14 protein-coding genes are annotated in these 17,821 nt (G+C 64.3%); 10 read left to right on the forward strand and 4 right to left on the reverse strand.

Annotated elements, in window-relative coordinates; genetic code table 11:
* Positions 1 to 39: 39 nt before the first annotated feature.
* Entirely contained in the window at positions 40 to 3,081 is a 3,042-nt protein-coding gene (locus tag GJ699_RS21075) for a sensor histidine kinase (RefSeq protein ID WP_154379930.1), read from the forward strand.
* Here GJ699_RS21075 and GJ699_RS21080 read toward each other — a convergent pair.
* The gene (locus tag GJ699_RS21080) at positions 3,068 to 3,703 is read right to left on the reverse strand and encodes a response regulator (protein WP_229262205.1); all 636 of its coding nucleotides are present in this window, start codon (positions 3,701 to 3,703) and stop codon (positions 3,068 to 3,070) included. The genes GJ699_RS21075 and GJ699_RS21080 overlap by 14 nt on opposite strands.
* 175 nt (positions 3,704 to 3,878) lie before the next feature.
* On the opposite strand from GJ699_RS21080, the gene GJ699_RS21085 reads away from it, so the two are divergent.
* Both GJ699_RS21085 and GJ699_RS21090 read left to right on the forward strand, forming a co-directional pair.
* Complete coding sequence (locus tag GJ699_RS21085; RefSeq protein WP_229262206.1) at positions 3,879 to 4,895, forward strand: alpha/beta fold hydrolase; 1,017 nt, start codon at positions 3,879 to 3,881, stop codon at positions 4,893 to 4,895.
* Positions 4,862 to 7,867 (forward strand): sensor histidine kinase, encoded by a 3,006-nt coding sequence (locus GJ699_RS21090; protein ID WP_154379934.1) that lies wholly within the window; start codon positions 4,862 to 4,864, stop codon positions 7,865 to 7,867. The genes GJ699_RS21085 and GJ699_RS21090 overlap by 34 nt, the downstream gene beginning before the upstream one ends.
* Here GJ699_RS21090 and GJ699_RS21095 read toward each other — a convergent pair.
* Positions 7,833 to 8,459 (reverse strand): response regulator, encoded by a 627-nt coding sequence (locus GJ699_RS21095; protein ID WP_154379936.1) that lies wholly within the window; start codon positions 8,457 to 8,459, stop codon positions 7,833 to 7,835. The genes GJ699_RS21090 and GJ699_RS21095 overlap by 35 nt on opposite strands.
* Positions 8,456 to 9,370, reverse strand: coding sequence for a LysR family transcriptional regulator (locus tag GJ699_RS21100; RefSeq protein WP_154379938.1), 915 nt, complete (start codon positions 9,368 to 9,370; stop codon positions 8,456 to 8,458). The genes GJ699_RS21095 and GJ699_RS21100 overlap by 4 nt, the downstream gene beginning before the upstream one ends.
* Positions 9,371 to 9,499: 129 nt before the next feature.
* On the opposite strand from GJ699_RS21100, the gene GJ699_RS21105 reads away from it, so the two are divergent.
* Genes GJ699_RS21105 through GJ699_RS21130 form a run of 6 tightly spaced genes read left to right on the forward strand, consistent with a single transcriptional unit; the run spans position 9,500 to position 16,571 of the window.
* A complete protein-coding gene (locus GJ699_RS21105) occupies positions 9,500 to 10,249 on the forward strand; it encodes an SDR family oxidoreductase (RefSeq protein WP_154379940.1) in 750 nt (249 codons plus the stop codon).
* A gap of 13 nt (positions 10,250 to 10,262) precedes the next feature.
* On the forward strand, positions 10,263 to 11,561 hold the full coding sequence (locus GJ699_RS21110; protein ID WP_154379942.1) for an epoxide hydrolase family protein: 1,299 nt from the start codon (positions 10,263 to 10,265) through the stop codon (positions 11,559 to 11,561).
* A gap of 15 nt (positions 11,562 to 11,576) precedes the next feature.
* On the forward strand, positions 11,577 to 12,818 hold the full coding sequence (locus tag GJ699_RS21115; RefSeq protein ID WP_154379943.1) for an epoxide hydrolase family protein: 1,242 nt from the start codon (positions 11,577 to 11,579) through the stop codon (positions 12,816 to 12,818).
* A gap of 9 nt (positions 12,819 to 12,827) precedes the next feature.
* Positions 12,828 to 13,835: a zinc-binding dehydrogenase gene (locus GJ699_RS21120; protein WP_154379945.1), complete on the forward strand. Its 1,008-nt coding sequence runs from the start codon at positions 12,828 to 12,830 to the stop codon at positions 13,833 to 13,835.
* 19 nt (positions 13,836 to 13,854) lie between these two features.
* Positions 13,855 to 14,553 carry a pirin family protein gene (locus tag GJ699_RS21125; protein ID WP_154379947.1) on the forward strand — a complete coding sequence of 233 codons (699 nt, stop codon included), beginning with the start codon at positions 13,855 to 13,857 and terminating at the stop codon, positions 14,551 to 14,553.
* Entirely contained in the window at positions 14,550 to 16,571 is a 2,022-nt protein-coding gene (locus GJ699_RS21130; RefSeq protein WP_154379949.1) for a M13 family metallopeptidase, read from the forward strand. The genes GJ699_RS21125 and GJ699_RS21130 overlap by 4 nt, the downstream gene beginning before the upstream one ends.
* A gap of 24 nt (positions 16,572 to 16,595) precedes the next feature.
* Here GJ699_RS21130 and GJ699_RS21135 read toward each other — a convergent pair whose 3' ends face one another.
* The gene (locus GJ699_RS21135) at positions 16,596 to 16,943 is read right to left on the reverse strand and encodes a CzcE family metal-binding protein (RefSeq protein ID WP_195763612.1); all 348 of its coding nucleotides are present in this window, start codon (positions 16,941 to 16,943) and stop codon (positions 16,596 to 16,598) included.
* Positions 16,944 to 17,068: 125 nt separating this feature from the next.
* Between GJ699_RS21135 and GJ699_RS21140 the strand changes: the two genes are divergently transcribed.
* Positions 17,069 to 17,743, forward strand: coding sequence for a heavy metal response regulator transcription factor (locus tag GJ699_RS21140; protein ID WP_154379953.1), 675 nt, complete (start codon positions 17,069 to 17,071; stop codon positions 17,741 to 17,743).
* Positions 17,744 to 17,821: the final 78 nt, after the last annotated feature.

Consider the following 17,821-nt stretch of genomic DNA (forward strand, 5'->3'; position numbering starts at 1 on the left):
CGCCTTCCATATCGACGGCGTGCAGGCCGGTGTGGTTTAATGCTTCATCCTGTTATCCACGTCGTCAACCAGATGAGACTCGAAGTAAAGTATTTGCTGTACACGCTATGCTTGATTGTCACGACTGGTTTTGCCGGTGCCCAGCCGGCGGCGCAGACGAAATGGCCTTACTGGCATACCAGCATGGTGCACACCGCCTGGTACAAGCGAGATGGGGCGCCTACTGTCAACTTTCAGATGACGCAGGATGATCGCGGCATGTTGTGGTTTGCGGCTACGGATGGCGTCTATCGCTTTGACGGTGTCCGTTTCGAGCGACTGTCCGCGATCGATGGCAATAAGCTCAAGTCAAACAATACCAATGGCATTCTGGCGGTCGGTTCGGCGCTGTGGGTTGGCTATAACTTTGGTGGGGTGAGCGTATTCGATCAAGGTAAAGTGCGTTATTACGGCAAGGAAGAGGGGCTGCCGGAACACACGGTTTATCAGATAAGGCGTAGCCGCTCCGGTGTGATGTGGTTATCCACTGCGGATGGCTTGTATAGGCTGGAGCGGGAGCGGTGGCGCCGCGTGGGACTTGAAGCTGGCTTGCCACCGGCCGAGTACAAAGCCAGATTTGAGCCGCTGGACGACGGCACCATCGTGGTTGCCAATTCCGCCGGGGTTTATCGCAGCACCCGGGATGGTCGCCAATTTCATCAAATTGCGATCAGCGACAAGTATGAGGTGATGCAAATCCGCGCCGACGGCGTTGTGCTGCTAGCGGACCACGCAGCGCAACTGTTCCGTTACTCGGTTGACAGTGAGCAGATCACGCCCATCATCCTGCCCGATATCAAATTACCGGGTAGCGCACGCTTCGATGGACGCGGCGCACTCTGGGTTAACGCCGAGGGCAAACTTAATTTGCTGGGGCCAGATATGCGCGTCCAGCGTAGCTTTACCTCGCCAGAGAATTTAAGTGGCAATATCACCTATGATTTTTTCACTGATCGGGAAAGTAACGTCTGGATCGCAACCGAGAACGGGATCGACAGAATCCGCGAGTCGCGCCTGAACGTCATCGACTTGTACCCTAAAATATTTGGCTGGATCAGCGTGCAAGCGGATCTGTCCGGCGTCACTTGGGTCAGTAGTTACAGCGCGACACATTCATGGTCAGGCAATACCTATGGTTTGCGTCCCGACGGCAGCTGGATTGAGGGACTCGCGCACAACGTATCCGCCAGCACGCGCGCTGCGGACGGCAGTATCTGGTTCGGCAGCGCCGAATCCCTGTGGCGTCTGCAAAACGGGCAATGGCAATCCTGGCCCCTGGCTGCCGACCTGCGCGGTCACGACGTGCAGGCGATCGCCATGGATGCTCAGGCCCGATTGTGGGTTTCCGTGCAGGGGAAAGGCGTATTCGTATTTCATGACGGTCAATGGCAAGCCGGCGGCGGCATTAAGTCGTTGTCCGGACGCCCGGCGATATCGATCTACGCTGATAAAGACTTGGTGTGGTTTGGCTACCCGGCCAACCATATGGCGCTGCTGGACGGCGCGACGTTGCGCGAATACGGTCCGACGGATGGACTGGAGATCGGCAATGTGACAGCCATGGCGCGCCATCGCAGCGGTTTGTTTGTGGGCGGCGATCAGGGCATGGCTGTCTTCGATGGCAACCGGTTCGCGACGATGCTGGATGGCGAGGGCCAGTCGCTGGGTGGTATCTCGTCCCTGCTGTCGACGCGAGGGAACGAGCTGTGGTTCCACGGCGCCGATGGCATAGTGCGGATCGGCGATGCGGAGTTGACCTCATCCGCGCTCGGCAAACACCGGATCAATCCGGAATATTTCAATTATCTGGACGGCCATACGGGGAAACCTGCGCAGATGCGTCCGTTGGCGGAGTTGAGCGAGGCGGCCGATGGGCGGCTGTGGTACGCCACCTCGGGCAGCGTCGGCTGGATAGATCCCAATCACATCGTGCGCAATACGCTGCCACCGGTCAGTCAGGTGACCGGATTGCGCACGGATCACCAGAATTATCCCGCTGTGCCTGGACTGGTGCTGCCCAAGCACACCACCAACATTGAGCTGGATTTTACGGCGGCCGCACTGAGTATCCCGGAACGCGTGCGCTTCCGGTTCCGTCTGGTGGGGCTGGACAAGGATTGGCGTGACGCGGGTAGCCGCCGCGCGGCGTTTTACACCAACCTCGACCCCGGCAATTACCACTTCGAAGTCATGGCCGCCAACGAGGATGGCGTATGGAGCTCGACGCCAGGATCGTTGGACTTCAGGGTTGAGCCGGCATTCATGCAAACTGTGTGGTTCAAGCTCTTGTGCGTCGCGCTGGCCTTGTCGCTCATCGCGTTGTGGTACTGGTGGCGCATGACCTTGATGACGCGGCGGGTGGCGGAGCGCCTGGGCGAGCGCCTGCGAGAGCGGGAGCGCATCGCCCGCACGCTGCATGACAGCTTCCTGCAGAGCGTGCAGGCATTGATGATGCAGTTCGACTTGATACGGTATAGCTTGTCAGCGACCGACCCGGCACAGAAAAAAATCGAACATGCCCTCGACAGCGCCGGCCAGGTACTGGAAGAGGGCCGCGAACAGGTGCTGGCCCTGCGCCTCAATCACGAACTCAGCGGCGACCTGGAGTCCGCGCTGTCGGGGCTGGGGCAGATTCTGGCGCCCCGGCATCAATCCCGCTTTACGCTGCGGATGCACGGCACCCCGCGCCCGCTGCGGGCCATGGCGGCGGCCGAGGCATATGCGATCGCGCGTGAAGCGATGCTGAACGCCTTCAGGCATGCGCAGAGTGATGAAGTCATCGTGGAACTGCGTCACACGGCAAGGCAATTCACGTTGCAGGTCAGTGACCGTGGCCGGGGGATGAGTGCGGAGATTCGCGAGCGCGGCCATCGTCCGGGGCATTGGGGCCTGACCGGGATGCGTGAGCGCGCGCAAGACGCCGGCGGCACGCTGGAGGTGCACAGCGAAGAAGGGCGAGGCACCAGGATCACGCTGCGCTTGCCTGAGCGTCGCGCCTACGCCCGCAAGGAAGCTGATAAGCTGGCGGCTACAGATCAATAAAGCCGCGCTTCGAGGCCAGCGCGACGGCGTGCGCCCTGTCGGCGGCGCCCAGCTTCATCAGCAAGGTGCTCATGTGAGCTTTGACGGTGGCCTCGCTGATGCTCAGCAAGGCGGCGATTTCGCGATTCGACTTGCCGACGGATGCCAGCCGCAACACATCCAGTTCGCGGCAGGAGGGCGGGCTGCCGGTGTATTGGGCCGCGATTTCCTGACGCATGGTTGGTGGCAGCACATGCCAGCCCTCGTGGACCTCGCGCACCGTCGCCGCCAGTTCGGCGCCGTGGACGTGTTTCATCATATAGGTGCGCGCACCGGCTTTCAGGGCGGCGGCGATGCGGGCATCGCCACTGTAGGTTGACAGCACGATCAGCCTGGCATCGGGATGACGGCTGCGAATCTCCCGTATCGCTTCCAGTCCATCCATGTCGGGCATTTGCAGGTCGATCAGCGCGACATCGGGACGGGTGCTGTCGTAGAGCGCGACCGCATCGCGGCCATCGCTGGCCCTGGCCACGATGTCAAAGGCGCCATGCGCGACCAGGGTGTTGGCAATGCCCTCGCGCATCATGGGATGGTCATCCGCGATCATCACGCGGACCATCGATAGGTCGATAGCTCTCATTTTCTGTTCCCGGATCTGCCCTCCGATTCTAACGGAAAATTTTCATCTGAATCTCTCCCAAAAAGGAGGCATTGTGCATGTGGATGGATAGTGTTTCTACTTCCAGCCGATTTCATCCACGCTGCTTGCAGACTAGACTGGCCTCATGTTGATACATCGAGGGAAGAATATGCAAATGCTGAAAAAACTGGTCTTGATCGCCGCCGGCGCGGCGCTGTTTTCATCCGGGGGAGTGAGCGCGACGCCGGTGCGGCCGGACCTTCCCGCGGACCAGATCAGCGATGCGGCGCTGGTGAAAAAACTGCCCGGCTTCAGCAACCGCGAGGCGCTGGTCAACGGCGTGCATCTGCACTATGTGATCGGCGGCGAGGGGCCGCCGGTGCTGCTGCTGCCGGGCTGGCCGCAAACCTGGTGGGCCTGGCACAAGATCATGCCGCAACTGGCCAAACATCACACCGTGATCGCGGTCGATATCCGTGGCATGGGCAGCTCCGACAAGCCGGCCGGTGGCTACGAGAAGAAAAACCTGGCCAAGGACTTGCATGAATTGGTGATCGAACTGGGCTATCCCAAAGTGGATCTGGTCGGTCACGACATCGGCTCGATGATCGCCTACAGCTACGCGGCCAACTTCCCGCAGGCGACCAACAAGCTGGTGCTGCTGGACGTGGCGCCACCGGATGCTTCGCTGGCCACCTGGCCGATGCTGCCGGCGGCGGGCACCTTCAGTGACAAGCTGGACGAGAAACATGCTTACGTCTGGTGGTTCGCCTTCCACCAGGTGAAGGGATTGCCGGAAGACTTGCTGGAAGGCCGCGCCTATCTGCAGCAAGCCTGGATGTTCCGTTACCTGATGCAGGATGAAAGCAAACTGGACAATCTGGACCGGGCGGTCTACGCCGCCGCGTATGACAGCCGCGACGCGATCCGCGCCGGCGACGCCTGGTATCAGGCATTCCCGCAGGATATTCTGGACAACGAGACCTATGCGCCGCTTACAATGCCCGTGCTGGCCATCGGCGGTCCCGGCTATGAATGGCTGAAGGCTACGCTGGCCAGCAAGAGCCGCAATCACCGTGTCGTCAAAATCGCTGATAGCGGCCATTACATTCCGGAAGAGCAGCCGCAGAAATTGCTCCACTACCTGACCGATTTTTTATGCGATTCAAGTACGCCCAACTGTTCCGATTAATCTTGCTGGCGGCACTCAGCCTGGACGCCAGCGCCACCGCGCTGGCACCGGATTCCGCCAGGACCAGCACGCTGGTGCATACGAGCTGGGGAGTGAAGGACGGTGCGCCAAGCAATGTCTTCCTCATGACGCAGGATCAGTTGGGCATGCTGTGGCTGGCCGCCACCGACGGCATCTACCGCTTTGACGGCATCCGCTTCGAGCGCCTCAACGCGATCGCCGGCAATCGGCTGCACTCGGTCAGTATCGGCAGCGTACTGTCGGTCGGAACCGCGCTGTGGGTCGGATATAACTTTGGCGGCGTCAGCGTGTTTGATGGCGGCCGAGTGCGCCATTATGGTGTCGCCGATGGCTTGCCGGCCCGCACCGTGCACAAGTTGGTGCATACCGGGGACGGCGGCATCTGGGCCGCCACCGTCGATGGCCTGTACCGCCTCGACCGTCAGCGCTGGCAGGCTGTCACGGAAAAGGACGGTGTGCCGCGCGGGCGGGTCACACGCGTGGCCGGCTTGCCGGATGGCGTGATGCAGGTCATCCCTCCGAATGGGAATGTTTACCGCAACACCGCTGGCGGCCATCAGTTTCAACTGGTGCTCGACGCGCATGGTCTGCAGCCATTGCAGGACCTGCCGAACGGCGACGTACTGTACGGCGATCATGGCCAGCATTTTTTTCGCTATGGCGCGGCCGGCAATACGCTGACGCCGTTACGCTTTCCCGCCACGGTCAAGCCGGTCGACCCGTTTCTGGTCAATGGCGGCGGCGTCTGGATTCACCCCGAGACGGGCTTGACGCAGCTCGGTCCCGACCTGCGGCCATTGCGGGTATTCAAGGGACTGGAAAGCTTGAGCGGCAAGCAGATTTACGGCACGCTGGTCGATCGCGAGGGTAATCTCTGGCTGACTACCGAAAACGGTGTCGACCGCATCCGCAGCGCGCGTCTGAACGCGATCCCGCTGCCGGACCGTATGTGGCGGGCGCTGAGCGTGCAATCGGATGGTGACGGCACCATCTGGATCGGCAATCACCGCGCGGACGATGACGAGAACAGCTTCAACGTGGCGTCCTTCGGCGTGCGCCAGGATGGCAGCAGGATCGCCTCGCCGCTGCATGACATCACAGCAGCCACCCGTGCCGCCGACGGCAGCGTGTGGTTCGGCAATAAGACCACGCTGTGGCACCGGCAAGCCGGCCGCTGGCAATCGTGGCCATTGCCGCCGGGGCTGCGTGGCAGCGACGTGCAGGCGCTGAGCGTGGATGGCGACGGCCGCCTGTGGGTGTCGGTGGTGGGCAAGGGCGTGCATGTGTTTCACCATGGCGGCTGGCAGGCTGGCGGCGGCGATCCGGTGCTGGCGAAACGGACCGCGGTTTCGCTCCACACCGACGCGCAGGGACGGCTCTGGTTTGGCTATCCCGACAACCGGCTGGCGGTGCTGAGCCATGGCAGTCTGCACGAATACAGTCGCGAGGATGGACTCAATGTCGGCAACGTCACCGCAGTGGCCAGCCGCAATGGCCAGCTGTGGGTTGGTGGCGATGAGGGCGTGGCGGTCATGCGCGGACAGCGTTTCTCGCCCTTGCTGGATGCCGATGGACTCTCGCTGAACGGCGTGTCCGGCATGGTGGCCACCCGTCGCGGTGAGCTGTGGCTGAACGGTGTCAGCGGCTTGAGCCGGATCACCGCCGCCGATCTCGCCAGCGGCCGGGTAACGCGGGTCGATCGCTTCGATTACCTGGACGGCCGGGTCGGAAAACCGCACCACATGCGGCCCTTGTCGGTGCTGACCGAGGCGCCGGACGGCCGCCTGTGGTATGCCACCTCCGGCGGCGTGGGCTGGGTCGACCCGGCGCGGATTCCGCACAACCCGCGCGCGCCCACGCCGCAGGTGACGGCCTTGCGCACCGACCAGCAGGAATATGTGGTGCGGCCCGGACTGACCCTGCCGCCGCGCACACGCAACCTGGAGCTGGATTTCACCGCCGCGACGCTCAGCATTCCCGAGCGCGTGCGCTTCCGCTATCGCCTGCTGGGGCTGGAGGAGGGCTGGCGCAATGCCGGTGCGCGCCGGGTCGCGTTCTACACCAATCTGGAGCCGGGCGATTACCGTTTCGAGGTATTGGCTTGTAACGAAGACGGCGTGTGGGGCGTGACACCGGCCAGCTTCGCGTTCCGCATCGCGCCCACCTTTGTGCAAACTATCTGGTTCAAGCTGCTGTGCGCGCTGCTGGCGCTGCTGTTGATGGCCTTGTTCTACTGGCGCCGCATGCTGGCGGTCACGCAACGGATTTCCGAACGGCTGCGCGAGCGCTTACGTGAACGCGAGCGCATCGCGCGCGCACTGCATGACAGCTTCCTGCAAAGCGTGCAGGCGTTGATGATGCAATTCGATCTGATCAAGCACAGCCTGGGTGCCGACGATCCTTTGCATGGCCGGATCGAGCACGCGTTGACCACTGCGGACGACGTGCTCAGGGAAGGGCGCGAGCAGGTGCTGGCGCTGCGCCTCAACCATGAGCAGGCCGGCGATCTGGAAACCGCGCTATCCGGACTGGGGCATATCCTCGGCCCACGCTACCAGACCGGCTTTGCGCTGCAGGTGAACGGCGTGGCGCGGCCTTTCCGCGCCGATGCGGCGGCGGAAGCGTATGCCATCTGCCGCGAGGCGCTGCAGAATGCCTTCCGTCATGCGCATAGTGCGCAAGTGCGAGTGGAGTTGCGCTACGAGCGCAGTCATTTCACGCTGCGGGTCAGCGACCAGGGGCGCGGCATGGACGCCGCCGTGTACGAACGCGGCTATCGTCCCGGTCATTTCGGACTGACAGGCATGCGCGAGCGCGCGCAGGACGTCGGCGGCACACTGGAGATCCACAGCACGCTGGGCCAGGGCACGACGGTCACGCTGCTGCTGCCGGCGCGGCGGGCGTACGCGCGTGCCGCTACAGTTCCAGCAAGCCCCGTTGCAGCGCCATGATCACGGCTTGGGTGCGGTCGCTGGCGCCGGTTTTGGAGAAAATCGATTTGATGTGAGCCTTCACGGTCTCCTCGCTGATGTTCAGCACGGTGCCGATTGCACGGTTCGAATCGCCTTTGGACATGCGCGACAATACCTGCAGCTCGCGCTCCGTCAGCGGCGCGGCGGTCACCGACTCCGCCAGTATCATCGCCACTTGCTCGGAAACATAACGACGGCCGCTGTGCACGGCAATGATGGCGTCGATCAGTTCGGCACTCACGCTGTGCTTGAGTACATAGCCGGAGGCACCGGCGGCAAAGGCTTTGCGCATCAGCGCGTCGCCGCTGAAGGTGGTGAGGGCGAGCAGGCGGGCGCGCGCGTGGCGGGCGTGGATGGCCTGCATCGCCTCCAGACCGCTCATCTCCGGCATTTTCAGATCCAGCACCATCACATCCGGGCGCAATTGCTCAAACAGCAGAATGGCTTCGTGGCCGTTGGCGGCCATGCCGACTACCTGGATGCGCGGGCTGTGCGACAGCACCGCGTTCATCCCTTCGCGGAACATGGCATGGTCGTCCGCGATCACCACGCGGATGGCGTCGGCACTCATGGCGCGCCCCGCTCATCGACTTGCGCGAACAGCTGGACCGCCCAGTCGACAAACACCCGTACCGTCGCGTTCAGATGCCGGTTGGGCGGATACATCACATACAGCGGATGGCGCGGCGGCTGCCAGTCTTCCAGCAGGGCGACCATGTCGCCGCGCTCCATCATGTCTTGCACAAACCAGCGGAAGGTCTGTCCTATCCCCATGCCGGTGGTCAGCGCGCTCAGATGCGCCGTGCTTTCATTCACCGCCACCGCCGCGTGCGCATTGATTTCCAGTTGCTGGTCCTCGCGCGTGAAACGCAGCGGGACGACTTTGCCCGTCAGCGACGAAAAATAGCCGACGATGCGGTGATGCTGCTCGATATCCGCAGGGTGCGACGGCCGGCCATACTGGGCCAGATACGAGGCGTGACAGCAGGTGACGAAGGCCATTTCGCACAGCTTGCGGGCGATCAGGGTGGTGTCGGCCAGGGCGCCGCCACGGATCACGCAATCGATGCCCTCGCTGATCAAATCGGTCGGGCGGTCGCTGACACCGATGCGCAGTTCGATATCCGGATAGGCGGCTTGAAATTGCGGTAGCGCCGGCAGCAGGATCTGGTTCGCCAGGATCGAGCCGATGTCGATCCGCAGCCGGCCTTTGGGCTGGGCGCGGGTGTGCCGGGTGGCGGCGTCCATGTCGTCCAGATCCCCCAGCAGGCGGCGCGCGCGTTCGTAATACTGGGCGCCTTCGGGCGTGACGGTCAGAGTGCGGGTGGTGCGATGGATCAGTTTGGTGCCCAGATGGTCTTCCAGATCCTGCAGCAGCTTGCTGGCGGTGGAGCGCGGCATGGTCAGCTGGTCGGCCGCCTTGCTGAAGTTACCGGCCTCGGCAATGCGGACAAAAGTGCGCAGCGCTAGTAGTTGATCCATGCATGCTCTCCGTCGGAAAGCATTTATTGTACATGTGTATGGATAGTGATTCCACTTTCTCCTAATTTACACACGCGGCTGCACAAAATACACTGAACTCATCAACTAACCCAACACAAGGAGTTCATCATGAGCAAGCTTCAAGGCAAAATCGCCCTCGTCACCGGCGGCACCAGCGGCATCGGCCTGGCCACCGCCCAGCGTTTCGCGGCCGAAGGCGCGCGCGTGTTCATCACCGGCCGCCGTCAGGCCGAACTGGACAAGGCGGTTGCCGGCATCCCCAACGCCACCGGCATACAGGCCGACTCGTCCAGCAGCGCCGACCTGAAACGCCTGTTCGAGACCATCAAGGAAAAAGCCGGCCGCCTGGACGTGCTGTACGTGAACGCCGGCGGCGGCTCGATGGCACCGCTGGGCGCGATCACCGAGGAACACTTCGACGACGCCTTCGACCGCAACGTCAAGGGCTTGACCTTCACCGTGCAGGGCGCGCTGCCGCTGCTGTCCAAGGGCGCCTCGGTGATCCTGACCAGCTCCACCGCCGGCGTGGTCGGCACCCCGGCCTTTAGCGTCTACAGCGCCAGCAAGGCCGCCGTGCGCAATCTGGCGCGCAGCTGGATCCTGGACACCAAGGAGCGCGGCATCCGCATCAACGTGGTCAGCCCTGGCCCGATCCGCACCCCTGGCCTGGTGGAACTGGCCGGCGATGACGCCGCCGCGCAGCAGGGCTTGCTGGATTACCTGGCGTCGCAAGTACCGCTGGGCCGCGTTGGCGAGCCGGACGAGGTCGCCAAGGCGGTGGTGTTCCTGGCTTCGGATGACGCCAGCTTCGTCAACGGCACCGAGCTGTTTGTCGACGGCGGCCTGGCTCAGGTATAAGCGGAGAACACGCATGGACCAGTTCTCGCATCCAGATCTCTCCCGCCGTGCCGCGCTGCGCGGAGTGGCCACAGCGGCGGCGGCCGGCGGCCTGGCCAGCCTGCTGCCGGCGTCGGCCGGGGCTGCCGACGCTGTCGCCAAGCCGGCGCCGGTCGCCTACGCGCAGCCGCCCGCCGTGGCCGGCGTGCGACCGTTCAAGGCCGCCATTCCACAAGCCGCGCTGGACGACCTCAAGCTGCGCTTGTCGATGGTGCGCTGGCCGGAGCCGGAACTGGTGCCGGACTGGTCCCAGGGCGTACCGCTGGCCCGCCTGCAAGCGCTGGCCGACTACTGGCAGCACCAGTATGACTGGCGCCAGGCCGAAGCGAAGCTGAACGCCTTCCCGCAATTCACCACCCGCATCGATGGCCTGGATATCCACTTCCTGCACGTGCGCTCGAAACACCCGGACGCGCTGCCGATCCTGCTGACGCACGGCTGGCCGGGCTCGGTGTTTGAATTCATCAAAAGCATCGGCCCGCTGGTCGATCCAACCGCGCACGGCGGCAAGGCGGAAGACGCGTTTCACGTGGTGATTCCATCGCTGCCGGGCTACGGCTTTTCCGGCAAGCCGTCCACCACCGGCTGGGGCTTGCCACACATCGCCCGCGCCTGGGCCACGCTGATGCGCCGTCTCGGCTACCGCAAATGGGTGGCGCAGGGCGGCGACTGGGGCGGCGGCGTCACCACCTGGCTGGCCAAGCAGCATGCCGATGGTCTGGCGGCGGTGCACCTGAACCTGCCGATCCTGTTCCCGCCGCCGCTTGAGGACGCACCGGACCAGGAAGAACAGGCGACGATTGCACAGCTGGTCGCCTTCGACGGCAACAAATCCGGCTACGCCAAGCTGCAGGGCACGCGCCCGCAGACCATCGGCTACGCGCTGGCCGACTCGCCGGTGGCACAGGCGGCCTGGATCTACGAGAAGCTGGGCGAATGGACCGACAGCGGCAACGATCCGGAATCGGTGCTGACCCGCGACGAAATCCTCGACAACATCTCGCTGTACTGGCTGACCGACAGCGGCGCCTCGTCGGCCCGCCTGTATGCGGAAAGCTTCACCACTGATTTTTCGACCCAGAAGCTGGATCTGCCGGTGGCCGTCAGCCTGTTCCCGCGCGAGCTGTACCACCCGCCGCGCAAATGGGCCGAGCGTACTTATTCAAAGCTGTACTACTGGAACGAAGCGGCGCGCGGCGGCCACTTCGCCGCCTTCGAACAGCCGACGCTGTTCACGGCGGAGTTGCGTCGCGCTTTTGCCACCGTCCGTTAAGACCAGGAGAACTCCATGCAAGCATCCTCACCCTCCCAGCCGGCGCGGCGCGCGCTGTTGACCGGCAAACCCTCGGCCCTGCGCCGCGCCGTGCCGCAAGGTCTGGTGCTGCCACCGGCCACCAGCGCCATCACGCCATTCCGCGCCGAGGCGCCGCAGGCGTTGCTGGACGACCTGAAGCTGCGGCTGTCGATGACGCGCTGGCCGGAGCAGCAGACCGGCGCCGGCTGGTCGCAAGGCGTGCCGCTGCAGCGCATGCAGGACGTGGCGCGTTACTGGCAACACCGCTACGACTGGCGCCGCGCCGAGGCCCGCCTGAACGCCTTCCCGCAATTCCGCACCGAGATTGATGGCGTCGGCATTCACTTCCTGCACGTGCGCTCGAAGCATGCCGATGCGCTGCCGCTGATCCTGACCCATGGCTGGCCGGGTTCGGTGTTCGAATTCCTGAAAGTGATCGGCCCGCTGGTCGATCCGACCGCGCACGGTGGCAAGGCCGAGGACGCCTTCCACGTGGTGGTGCCATCGCTGCCCGGCTTTGGCTTCTCCGACAAGCCGAAGGAAAAAGGCTGGAACGTGGTGCGCATCGCCAAGGCATGGGGCACGCTGATGGCGCGCCTGGGCTACGGCAAATGGGTGGCGCAGGGCGGCGACTGGGGCGCCGGCGTCACCACCGCGCTCGGTCATATCAAGCCGGCCGGGCTGGCGGGCATCCACCTGAACTGGCAGTTCGTGTTCCCCGAGAAAATGCCGGCCACGCTGTCGGCCGACGAGCAGCGCGCGGTCGATGGCGTTGGCCGCTTCCTCAGCGGCGAGTATGGCTACTTCAACGAACAATCGACGCGGCCACAGACCGTCGGCGAAGTGCTCAGCTCGACGCCAGTGGGCCAGGCGGCGTGGATTTACGAGAAGTTCCAGGCATGGAGCGACCATGGCGGCGACGTCGAAAATGTGCTGACGCGCGACGAGATGCTGGATGATATTTCGCTGTACTGGCTGACCAATACCTCGGCCTCGTCGGCGCGGATTTATTGGGAGAATTCGCCCTCCAGTTTTTCCGGCGGCCGGCTGGATTTGCCGGTGGCGGTCAGCGTGTTCCCGAAAGAGATCTACCGCGCGCCGCGCTCGTGGGCCGAGGCGACCTATCCGCAGATGATTTACTGGAACGAGGTGGAGCGCGGCGGTCACTTCGCGGCTTTTGAGCAGCCGCAGCTATTCGTAGCCGAGCTGCGCGCCGGCTTCGCCAAACTGCGCTGAGGAGAGAGCATGCGCGGCATTATTTACCATCAATATGGCGAGCCGGCCGACGTTTTGCACCTGAGCGAGGTGCCGGAATTGCCGGTGCCGGGACCGGGCGAGGTGTTGATCCGGGTGACGGCGCGCTCGGTACATCCGGGCGACCTGCTGGGCATACGCGGCCGTTACCGCAGCCCCGGCAACCACGCGCCGGTCGGCCCGGAAGGGGCGCGGCCCGGTTTCGAAGGCGCGGGCGTGATCGAGGCGGTGGGCGCCGGCGTGGCGCCGGAACTGGCGCCGGGCGCGCGGGTGGCGTTTTTCCCGGCACGCTGGGCCTGGAGCGACAAGGTGCTGGCACCGGCGCGCTTCGTCACCCGTATTCCAGATGCGCTCGACGACGCAGTCGCGGCCCAGCTGCACGTGGCGCCGTTGACCGCCGCCCTGCTGCTGCGTGCGGTACAAGCCGCCGGCGCCAAGCCCGGCGACGTGGTGGCGCTGTCGGCTGCTGGCGGCCTGGTGGCGCGCCTGAGCGCGCAACTACTGCTGGCCGAAGGCTACGTGCCGGTCGGGATCGTGCGCTCGGCGCAGGCTGCGGCCACACTGGCCGGCCAGGCGCCGCCCATCGGCTATGTCAGCACCGACCAGCCCGACTGGGACAAGAAGATCTTCCCGCTGACCAACGGCCGCCCGGTTAAGGTGGCGCTGGACGCGGTGGGCGGCCAGGTGGCCAGCGCGCTGACCGCGCTGCTGGCCGACGGTGGCACGCTGATTTCCTATGGCGACCTGTCCGGCCAGCCGCTGACGGTACCCGCGCTGGCGTTCTCGACGCGCGGCATCAGCATCACCGGGGTATCCGTGGGGCGCTGGGCCGCACTGCCGGACGCGGTGCGCGGCGCCGACATTGCGACCGCGATCGCGCTGGCCCAAGCCAGTCCGACGCTGTTCCGGGTGGCCGCCGAGTATCCGCTGGAGGCGATTGCCGACGCGGTCAGCCACGCCGAGCGCGCCGGCAAGGATGGCGCGGTGCTGCTGCGATGAGTAGAGAGGGAACAGCAATATGATTTTGCATCGCCGCTGGAAGACGCTGGACGGCAAGCGGCTGTCATGGCTGCGCGCCAAATACCATTTTCGCGTCCATGCCGATGGTAATCCGGAACATGGCGCGCTCGGTCCTTTGCTGGTCTGGAATGATGACGAGGTGGCGGTTGGCGCCGGCTTCGCCATGCACGGCCATCGGGATGTCGAGATCGTCACCTATGTGCGGCAGGGCGTGCTGGGCCACCGCGACACGCTCGGTTCGGAAGGCACGCTGCATGCCGGCGACGTCCAGGTGATGAGCGCCGGCAGCGGCATTCAGCATGAGGAATTCAACCGGGGCGAGGTGCCGCTGCTGATTTATCAGATCTGGCTGCAACCGCGCGAGAGCGGCGGCGCGCCGGCCTGGGCCACGCGCAGTTTTCCGGCGCGCCATCAGCACGGTCAGTTTACGGTGCTGGCCAGCGGCTTTGCCGACGACAGCATGGCGTTGCCGCTGCGCGCCGAGGCCCGGGTATTGTGCGCCACCTTGCAGGCGGGGCAGCAGATCCGCCATCCGCTCGGGTTAGCCCGCCAGGCGTATCTGGTGGTCGTGACGGGCGCGATCGAGGTCGATGGCGAAGCGATGGACGCGCTGGACGGTGGCGTGATACTGGGCGTCGACAGCACCGTGATCGAGGCCCGCGAGGACGCCGAAATAATCATGGTAGAGGTCGCATGAAAGTACATCTGATTAGTTTGTTGATTGGCAGCTGCGTGGCCGTCATGGCGGGCGCCCAGCCGGCGCCTGTGGCCGGCATCGACACCACCGCCATCGATCCGGCGGTACGCAGCCAGGACGATTTTTTCGCCCACATGAATGGCCGCTGGCTGGCCACCACCGCGATTCCGCCCGACCGCTCGGGCTGGGGCGCCTACGCCCAGCTGGATGACGAGATCCAGCCGCAACTGCGCGCCCTGATCGAGGATGCCGTGGCCCACGCGTCCGCCGATCCCGAGCGGCAGCGCATCGGCGACTTCTACGCCAGCTACATGGATGAGGCGCGGCTGGAACAACTGGGCCTGGCGCCGCTACGCGCCGAACTGGCGCGGGTGGCGGCCGTCAGGGGAAGACAGCAGTTGCCGGCTCTGATTGCCCATTTGCAGCAGCTGGGCGTGGCCACGCCCTACGGCTACACGGTGGACCAGGACAGCCGCGATGCCAGCCGCTACGTGGTGCTGCTGGACCAGGATGGCCTGGGCCTGCCGGACCGCGACTATTATCTGCGCGACGACGATCCGCAATTGGCCGCCACGTTAGCGCGCTATCAGCAGCATATCGGCGCCATGCTGGCGCTGAGCGGCGATAGCGACAGCGCGGCCAACGCACAAGCCATCGTTACCTTCGAGCGGCAGCTGGCCAAGCTGCAATGGAACGCGGTGGCGCTGCAGGATCCGGTCAAGAGCTACAACAAGGTCGCCGTGGCGAAATTGCCGCAGCTGGCGCCAGGCTACGACTGGGCCGGATATCTGCATGCGGCCGGCATGCGCGGCCGCGTCAGCGAGCTGGTGATCGGCCAGCCCAGCTACTTCCAGGGCATGGCGGCGCTGCTGCACGACACGCCATTGCCGACGCTGCGCGCCTATTTCCAGTGGCAGCTGTTGCGCGCGTTTGCGCCTTATCTCAGCAAGGCGTATGCCGACAAGTCCTTTGCGTTTTATGGCACCGCGTTAAATGGCAAGACCGATCCGGGACCGCGCTGGAAGCGTGGTGTCACCCTTGTCAACGACAACCTGGGCGAGGCACTGGGCAAGCTGTACGTCCGCGACTATTTTCCCGCCGAGCGCAAGCAGCGCATGAGTGCGCTGGTCGGCAACGTGCTGGATGCCTTCCACCAGAGCATTGAACAGCTCGACTGGATGAGTGCTGCCACCAAGCAGCAGGCGCAAGCCAAGCTGGCCAAGCTCAGCGTCAAGATCGCCTATCCGGACCGGTGGCGCGATTACACCGCGCTGCGGGTGCGGCGCGATGACTTGCTGGGCAATGTGATGCGTCTGCGCCAGTTCGACAACGTCCGCAAGCTGAGCAAACTGGGCCATCCGATCGAACGCGGCGAATGGGGGCTGTCGCCGCAGACCGTCAACGCTTACTACAATCCGCAGCTGAACGAGATCGTGTTCCCGGCCGCGATGCTGCAGCCGCCGTTCTTCAATGCGGCCGCCGACGACGCGGTCAACTATGGCGCGATTGGCGCGGTGATCGGGCATGAAATCAGCCACGCCTTCGACGACCACGGCGCGCAGTACGATGGCGACGGCAATTTGCGCGACTGGTGGAGTGCGGCCGACCGGCAGGCCTACGCGCGCAAGATCAGCACGCTGGTGGAACAGTATGACCAGTTCAGTCCGCTGCCTGGCTACCACGTCAACGGCACGCTGACGCTGAGCGAAAACATTGCGGACAACAGCGGGCTGGCGATCGCCTACAAGGCATATCGGCTGTCACTGCAAGGCCAGCCAGCACCGCTCATCGATGGCTTGAGCGGCGACCAGCGCTTCTACATGGGCTATGCGCAGTCGCGCCGCATCAAGTTGCAGGACGCGGCACTGATCCGGCGCCTCAAGACCGATCCGCATGCGCCGGGCGTGGCCCGCACCAACGGGCCGCTGCGCAATCAGCTGGAGTTTTATCGCGCCTTTGACGTGCAGCCCGGCGACGGCATGTATCTGGAACCCGCGCTGCGCGTCACCATCTGGTAACGCGCCGCAGCGGGGGCCGCGCGATCAACCACGGTATAGCGGATTCGAAGCGACATAGACTTCGGTGTTCCCGACGTTGACGCCGGCTGGTGCGATCGACTGCAGCTTGAATTCCGACTGGTTCGGGAAGGTGTCGAAATGCCAGGTGAAGTGCTGGCCCTGGGTTACGAACTGCACCGTCTCGCCATCCTCGACGTTGACGTATTTGGTGTTGGCATCGAGGTCGATGGTGCGATCGTTGATGCCGTTGTTCACCAGCTGGCCATAGTCGGCGGTGGTGCCGGTAGGGCCGGCGGCATGGGCGGCGCCAACGGTGCCAACGACGGCAGCGGCAAAAGTCAGGGCGAAGGTCAGGCGGGTAGTGGTTTTCATCTTGAGCTCCTTAGGGTTTCGTGTTGTCGACATCACTGTGTCGATGGAGACCAGTGTAGAAAAATGGCGCTGACGCCGGCATGACGCAATCGTTACAAAATAATGACGGGCAGGGAAAGCGGCAGATGAATATTCTGGTGATCGAGAACGATGCCGGTACGCGCAGCTATCTGCGCGACGGCCTGAGCGAATCCGGCTATGCGGTGGCGCTGGCGGACAGCGGCTTGCAAGGCTTGCGGATGGCGGCCGCGCAGCGTTACGACCTGATTCTGCTGGACGTGTCGATGCCGGACATGGACGGCTGGGAGGTGATGCGCCGCTTCGATCAGGCGGCGCGGGTGCCGGTGTTTTTTCTGTCCGGTCGCGGCGCGCTGGAAGACCGCCTCAAGGGACTGGAGCTGGGCGCCGAGGATTACCTGGTGAAGCCGTTCGCGTTTGCCGAGCTGCTGGCGCGGATGCGCACCGCATTGCGGCGCCGCCCCGGCGTGCCGGTCGACAGCATGCTGCGCGTCGGCGATCTGGAACTTGACCTGCCGCGCCGACGCGTGGTGCGCGCGGGGCAGCGCCTGGCGCTCACCAACAAGGAGTACGCGCTGCTGGAGCTGTTCATGCAAAACCAGGGCGTGGTGCTGTCACGCGCGCTGATCGCGTCGCGGGTCTGGGACATGAACTTCGACAGCGACACCAACGTGGTCGACGTCGCCGTGCGGCGGTTGCGTCAGAAGATCGACCGGCCGTTCGCGCTGCCGCTGATCCACACCGTCCACGGCATGGGCTACCGCTGCGAGGCGCAAGCCTGATTCCGCCCGTCGATTGATTACAAAGCTGTCATTTCCGCGTCATCGTTTTGTCGGTTGCCGCTGCGTAGACTGGCCGCA

The organism is Duganella guangzhouensis (genome assembly GCF_009674535.1).
Taxonomy (GTDB): Bacteria; Pseudomonadota; Gammaproteobacteria; order Burkholderiales; family Burkholderiaceae_D; genus Rugamonas; species Rugamonas guangzhouensis.

Excerpts from the sequence above, each read along its gene's own strand:
- GJ699_RS21075 (WP_154379930.1), top strand. The coding sequence starts at position 40 with ATGCTTCATCCTGTTATCCACGTCGTCAACCAGATGAGACTCGAAGTA.
- GJ699_RS21080 (WP_229262205.1), bottom strand. The coding sequence starts at position 3,703 with ATGAGAGCTATCGACCTATCGATGGTCCGCGTGATGATCGCGGATGAC.
- GJ699_RS21085 (WP_229262206.1), top strand. The coding sequence starts at position 3,879 with ATGCTGAAAAAACTGGTCTTGATCGCCGCCGGCGCGGCGCTGTTTTCA.
- GJ699_RS21090 (WP_154379934.1), top strand. The coding sequence starts at position 4,862 with ATGCGATTCAAGTACGCCCAACTGTTCCGATTAATCTTGCTGGCGGCA.
- GJ699_RS21095 (WP_154379936.1), bottom strand. The coding sequence starts at position 8,459 with ATGAGTGCCGACGCCATCCGCGTGGTGATCGCGGACGACCATGCCATG.
- GJ699_RS21100 (WP_154379938.1), bottom strand. The coding sequence starts at position 9,370 with ATGGATCAACTACTAGCGCTGCGCACTTTTGTCCGCATTGCCGAGGCC.
- GJ699_RS21105 (WP_154379940.1), top strand. The coding sequence starts at position 9,500 with ATGAGCAAGCTTCAAGGCAAAATCGCCCTCGTCACCGGCGGCACCAGC.
- GJ699_RS21110 (WP_154379942.1), top strand. The coding sequence starts at position 10,263 with ATGGACCAGTTCTCGCATCCAGATCTCTCCCGCCGTGCCGCGCTGCGC.
- GJ699_RS21115 (WP_154379943.1), top strand. The coding sequence starts at position 11,577 with ATGCAAGCATCCTCACCCTCCCAGCCGGCGCGGCGCGCGCTGTTGACC.
- GJ699_RS21120 (WP_154379945.1), top strand. The coding sequence starts at position 12,828 with ATGCGCGGCATTATTTACCATCAATATGGCGAGCCGGCCGACGTTTTG.
- GJ699_RS21125 (WP_154379947.1), top strand. The coding sequence starts at position 13,855 with ATGATTTTGCATCGCCGCTGGAAGACGCTGGACGGCAAGCGGCTGTCA.
- GJ699_RS21130 (WP_154379949.1), top strand. The coding sequence starts at position 14,550 with ATGAAAGTACATCTGATTAGTTTGTTGATTGGCAGCTGCGTGGCCGTC.
- GJ699_RS21135 (WP_195763612.1), bottom strand. The coding sequence starts at position 16,943 with ATGAAAACCACTACCCGCCTGACCTTCGCCCTGACTTTTGCCGCTGCC.
- GJ699_RS21140 (WP_154379953.1), top strand. The coding sequence starts at position 17,069 with ATGAATATTCTGGTGATCGAGAACGATGCCGGTACGCGCAGCTATCTG.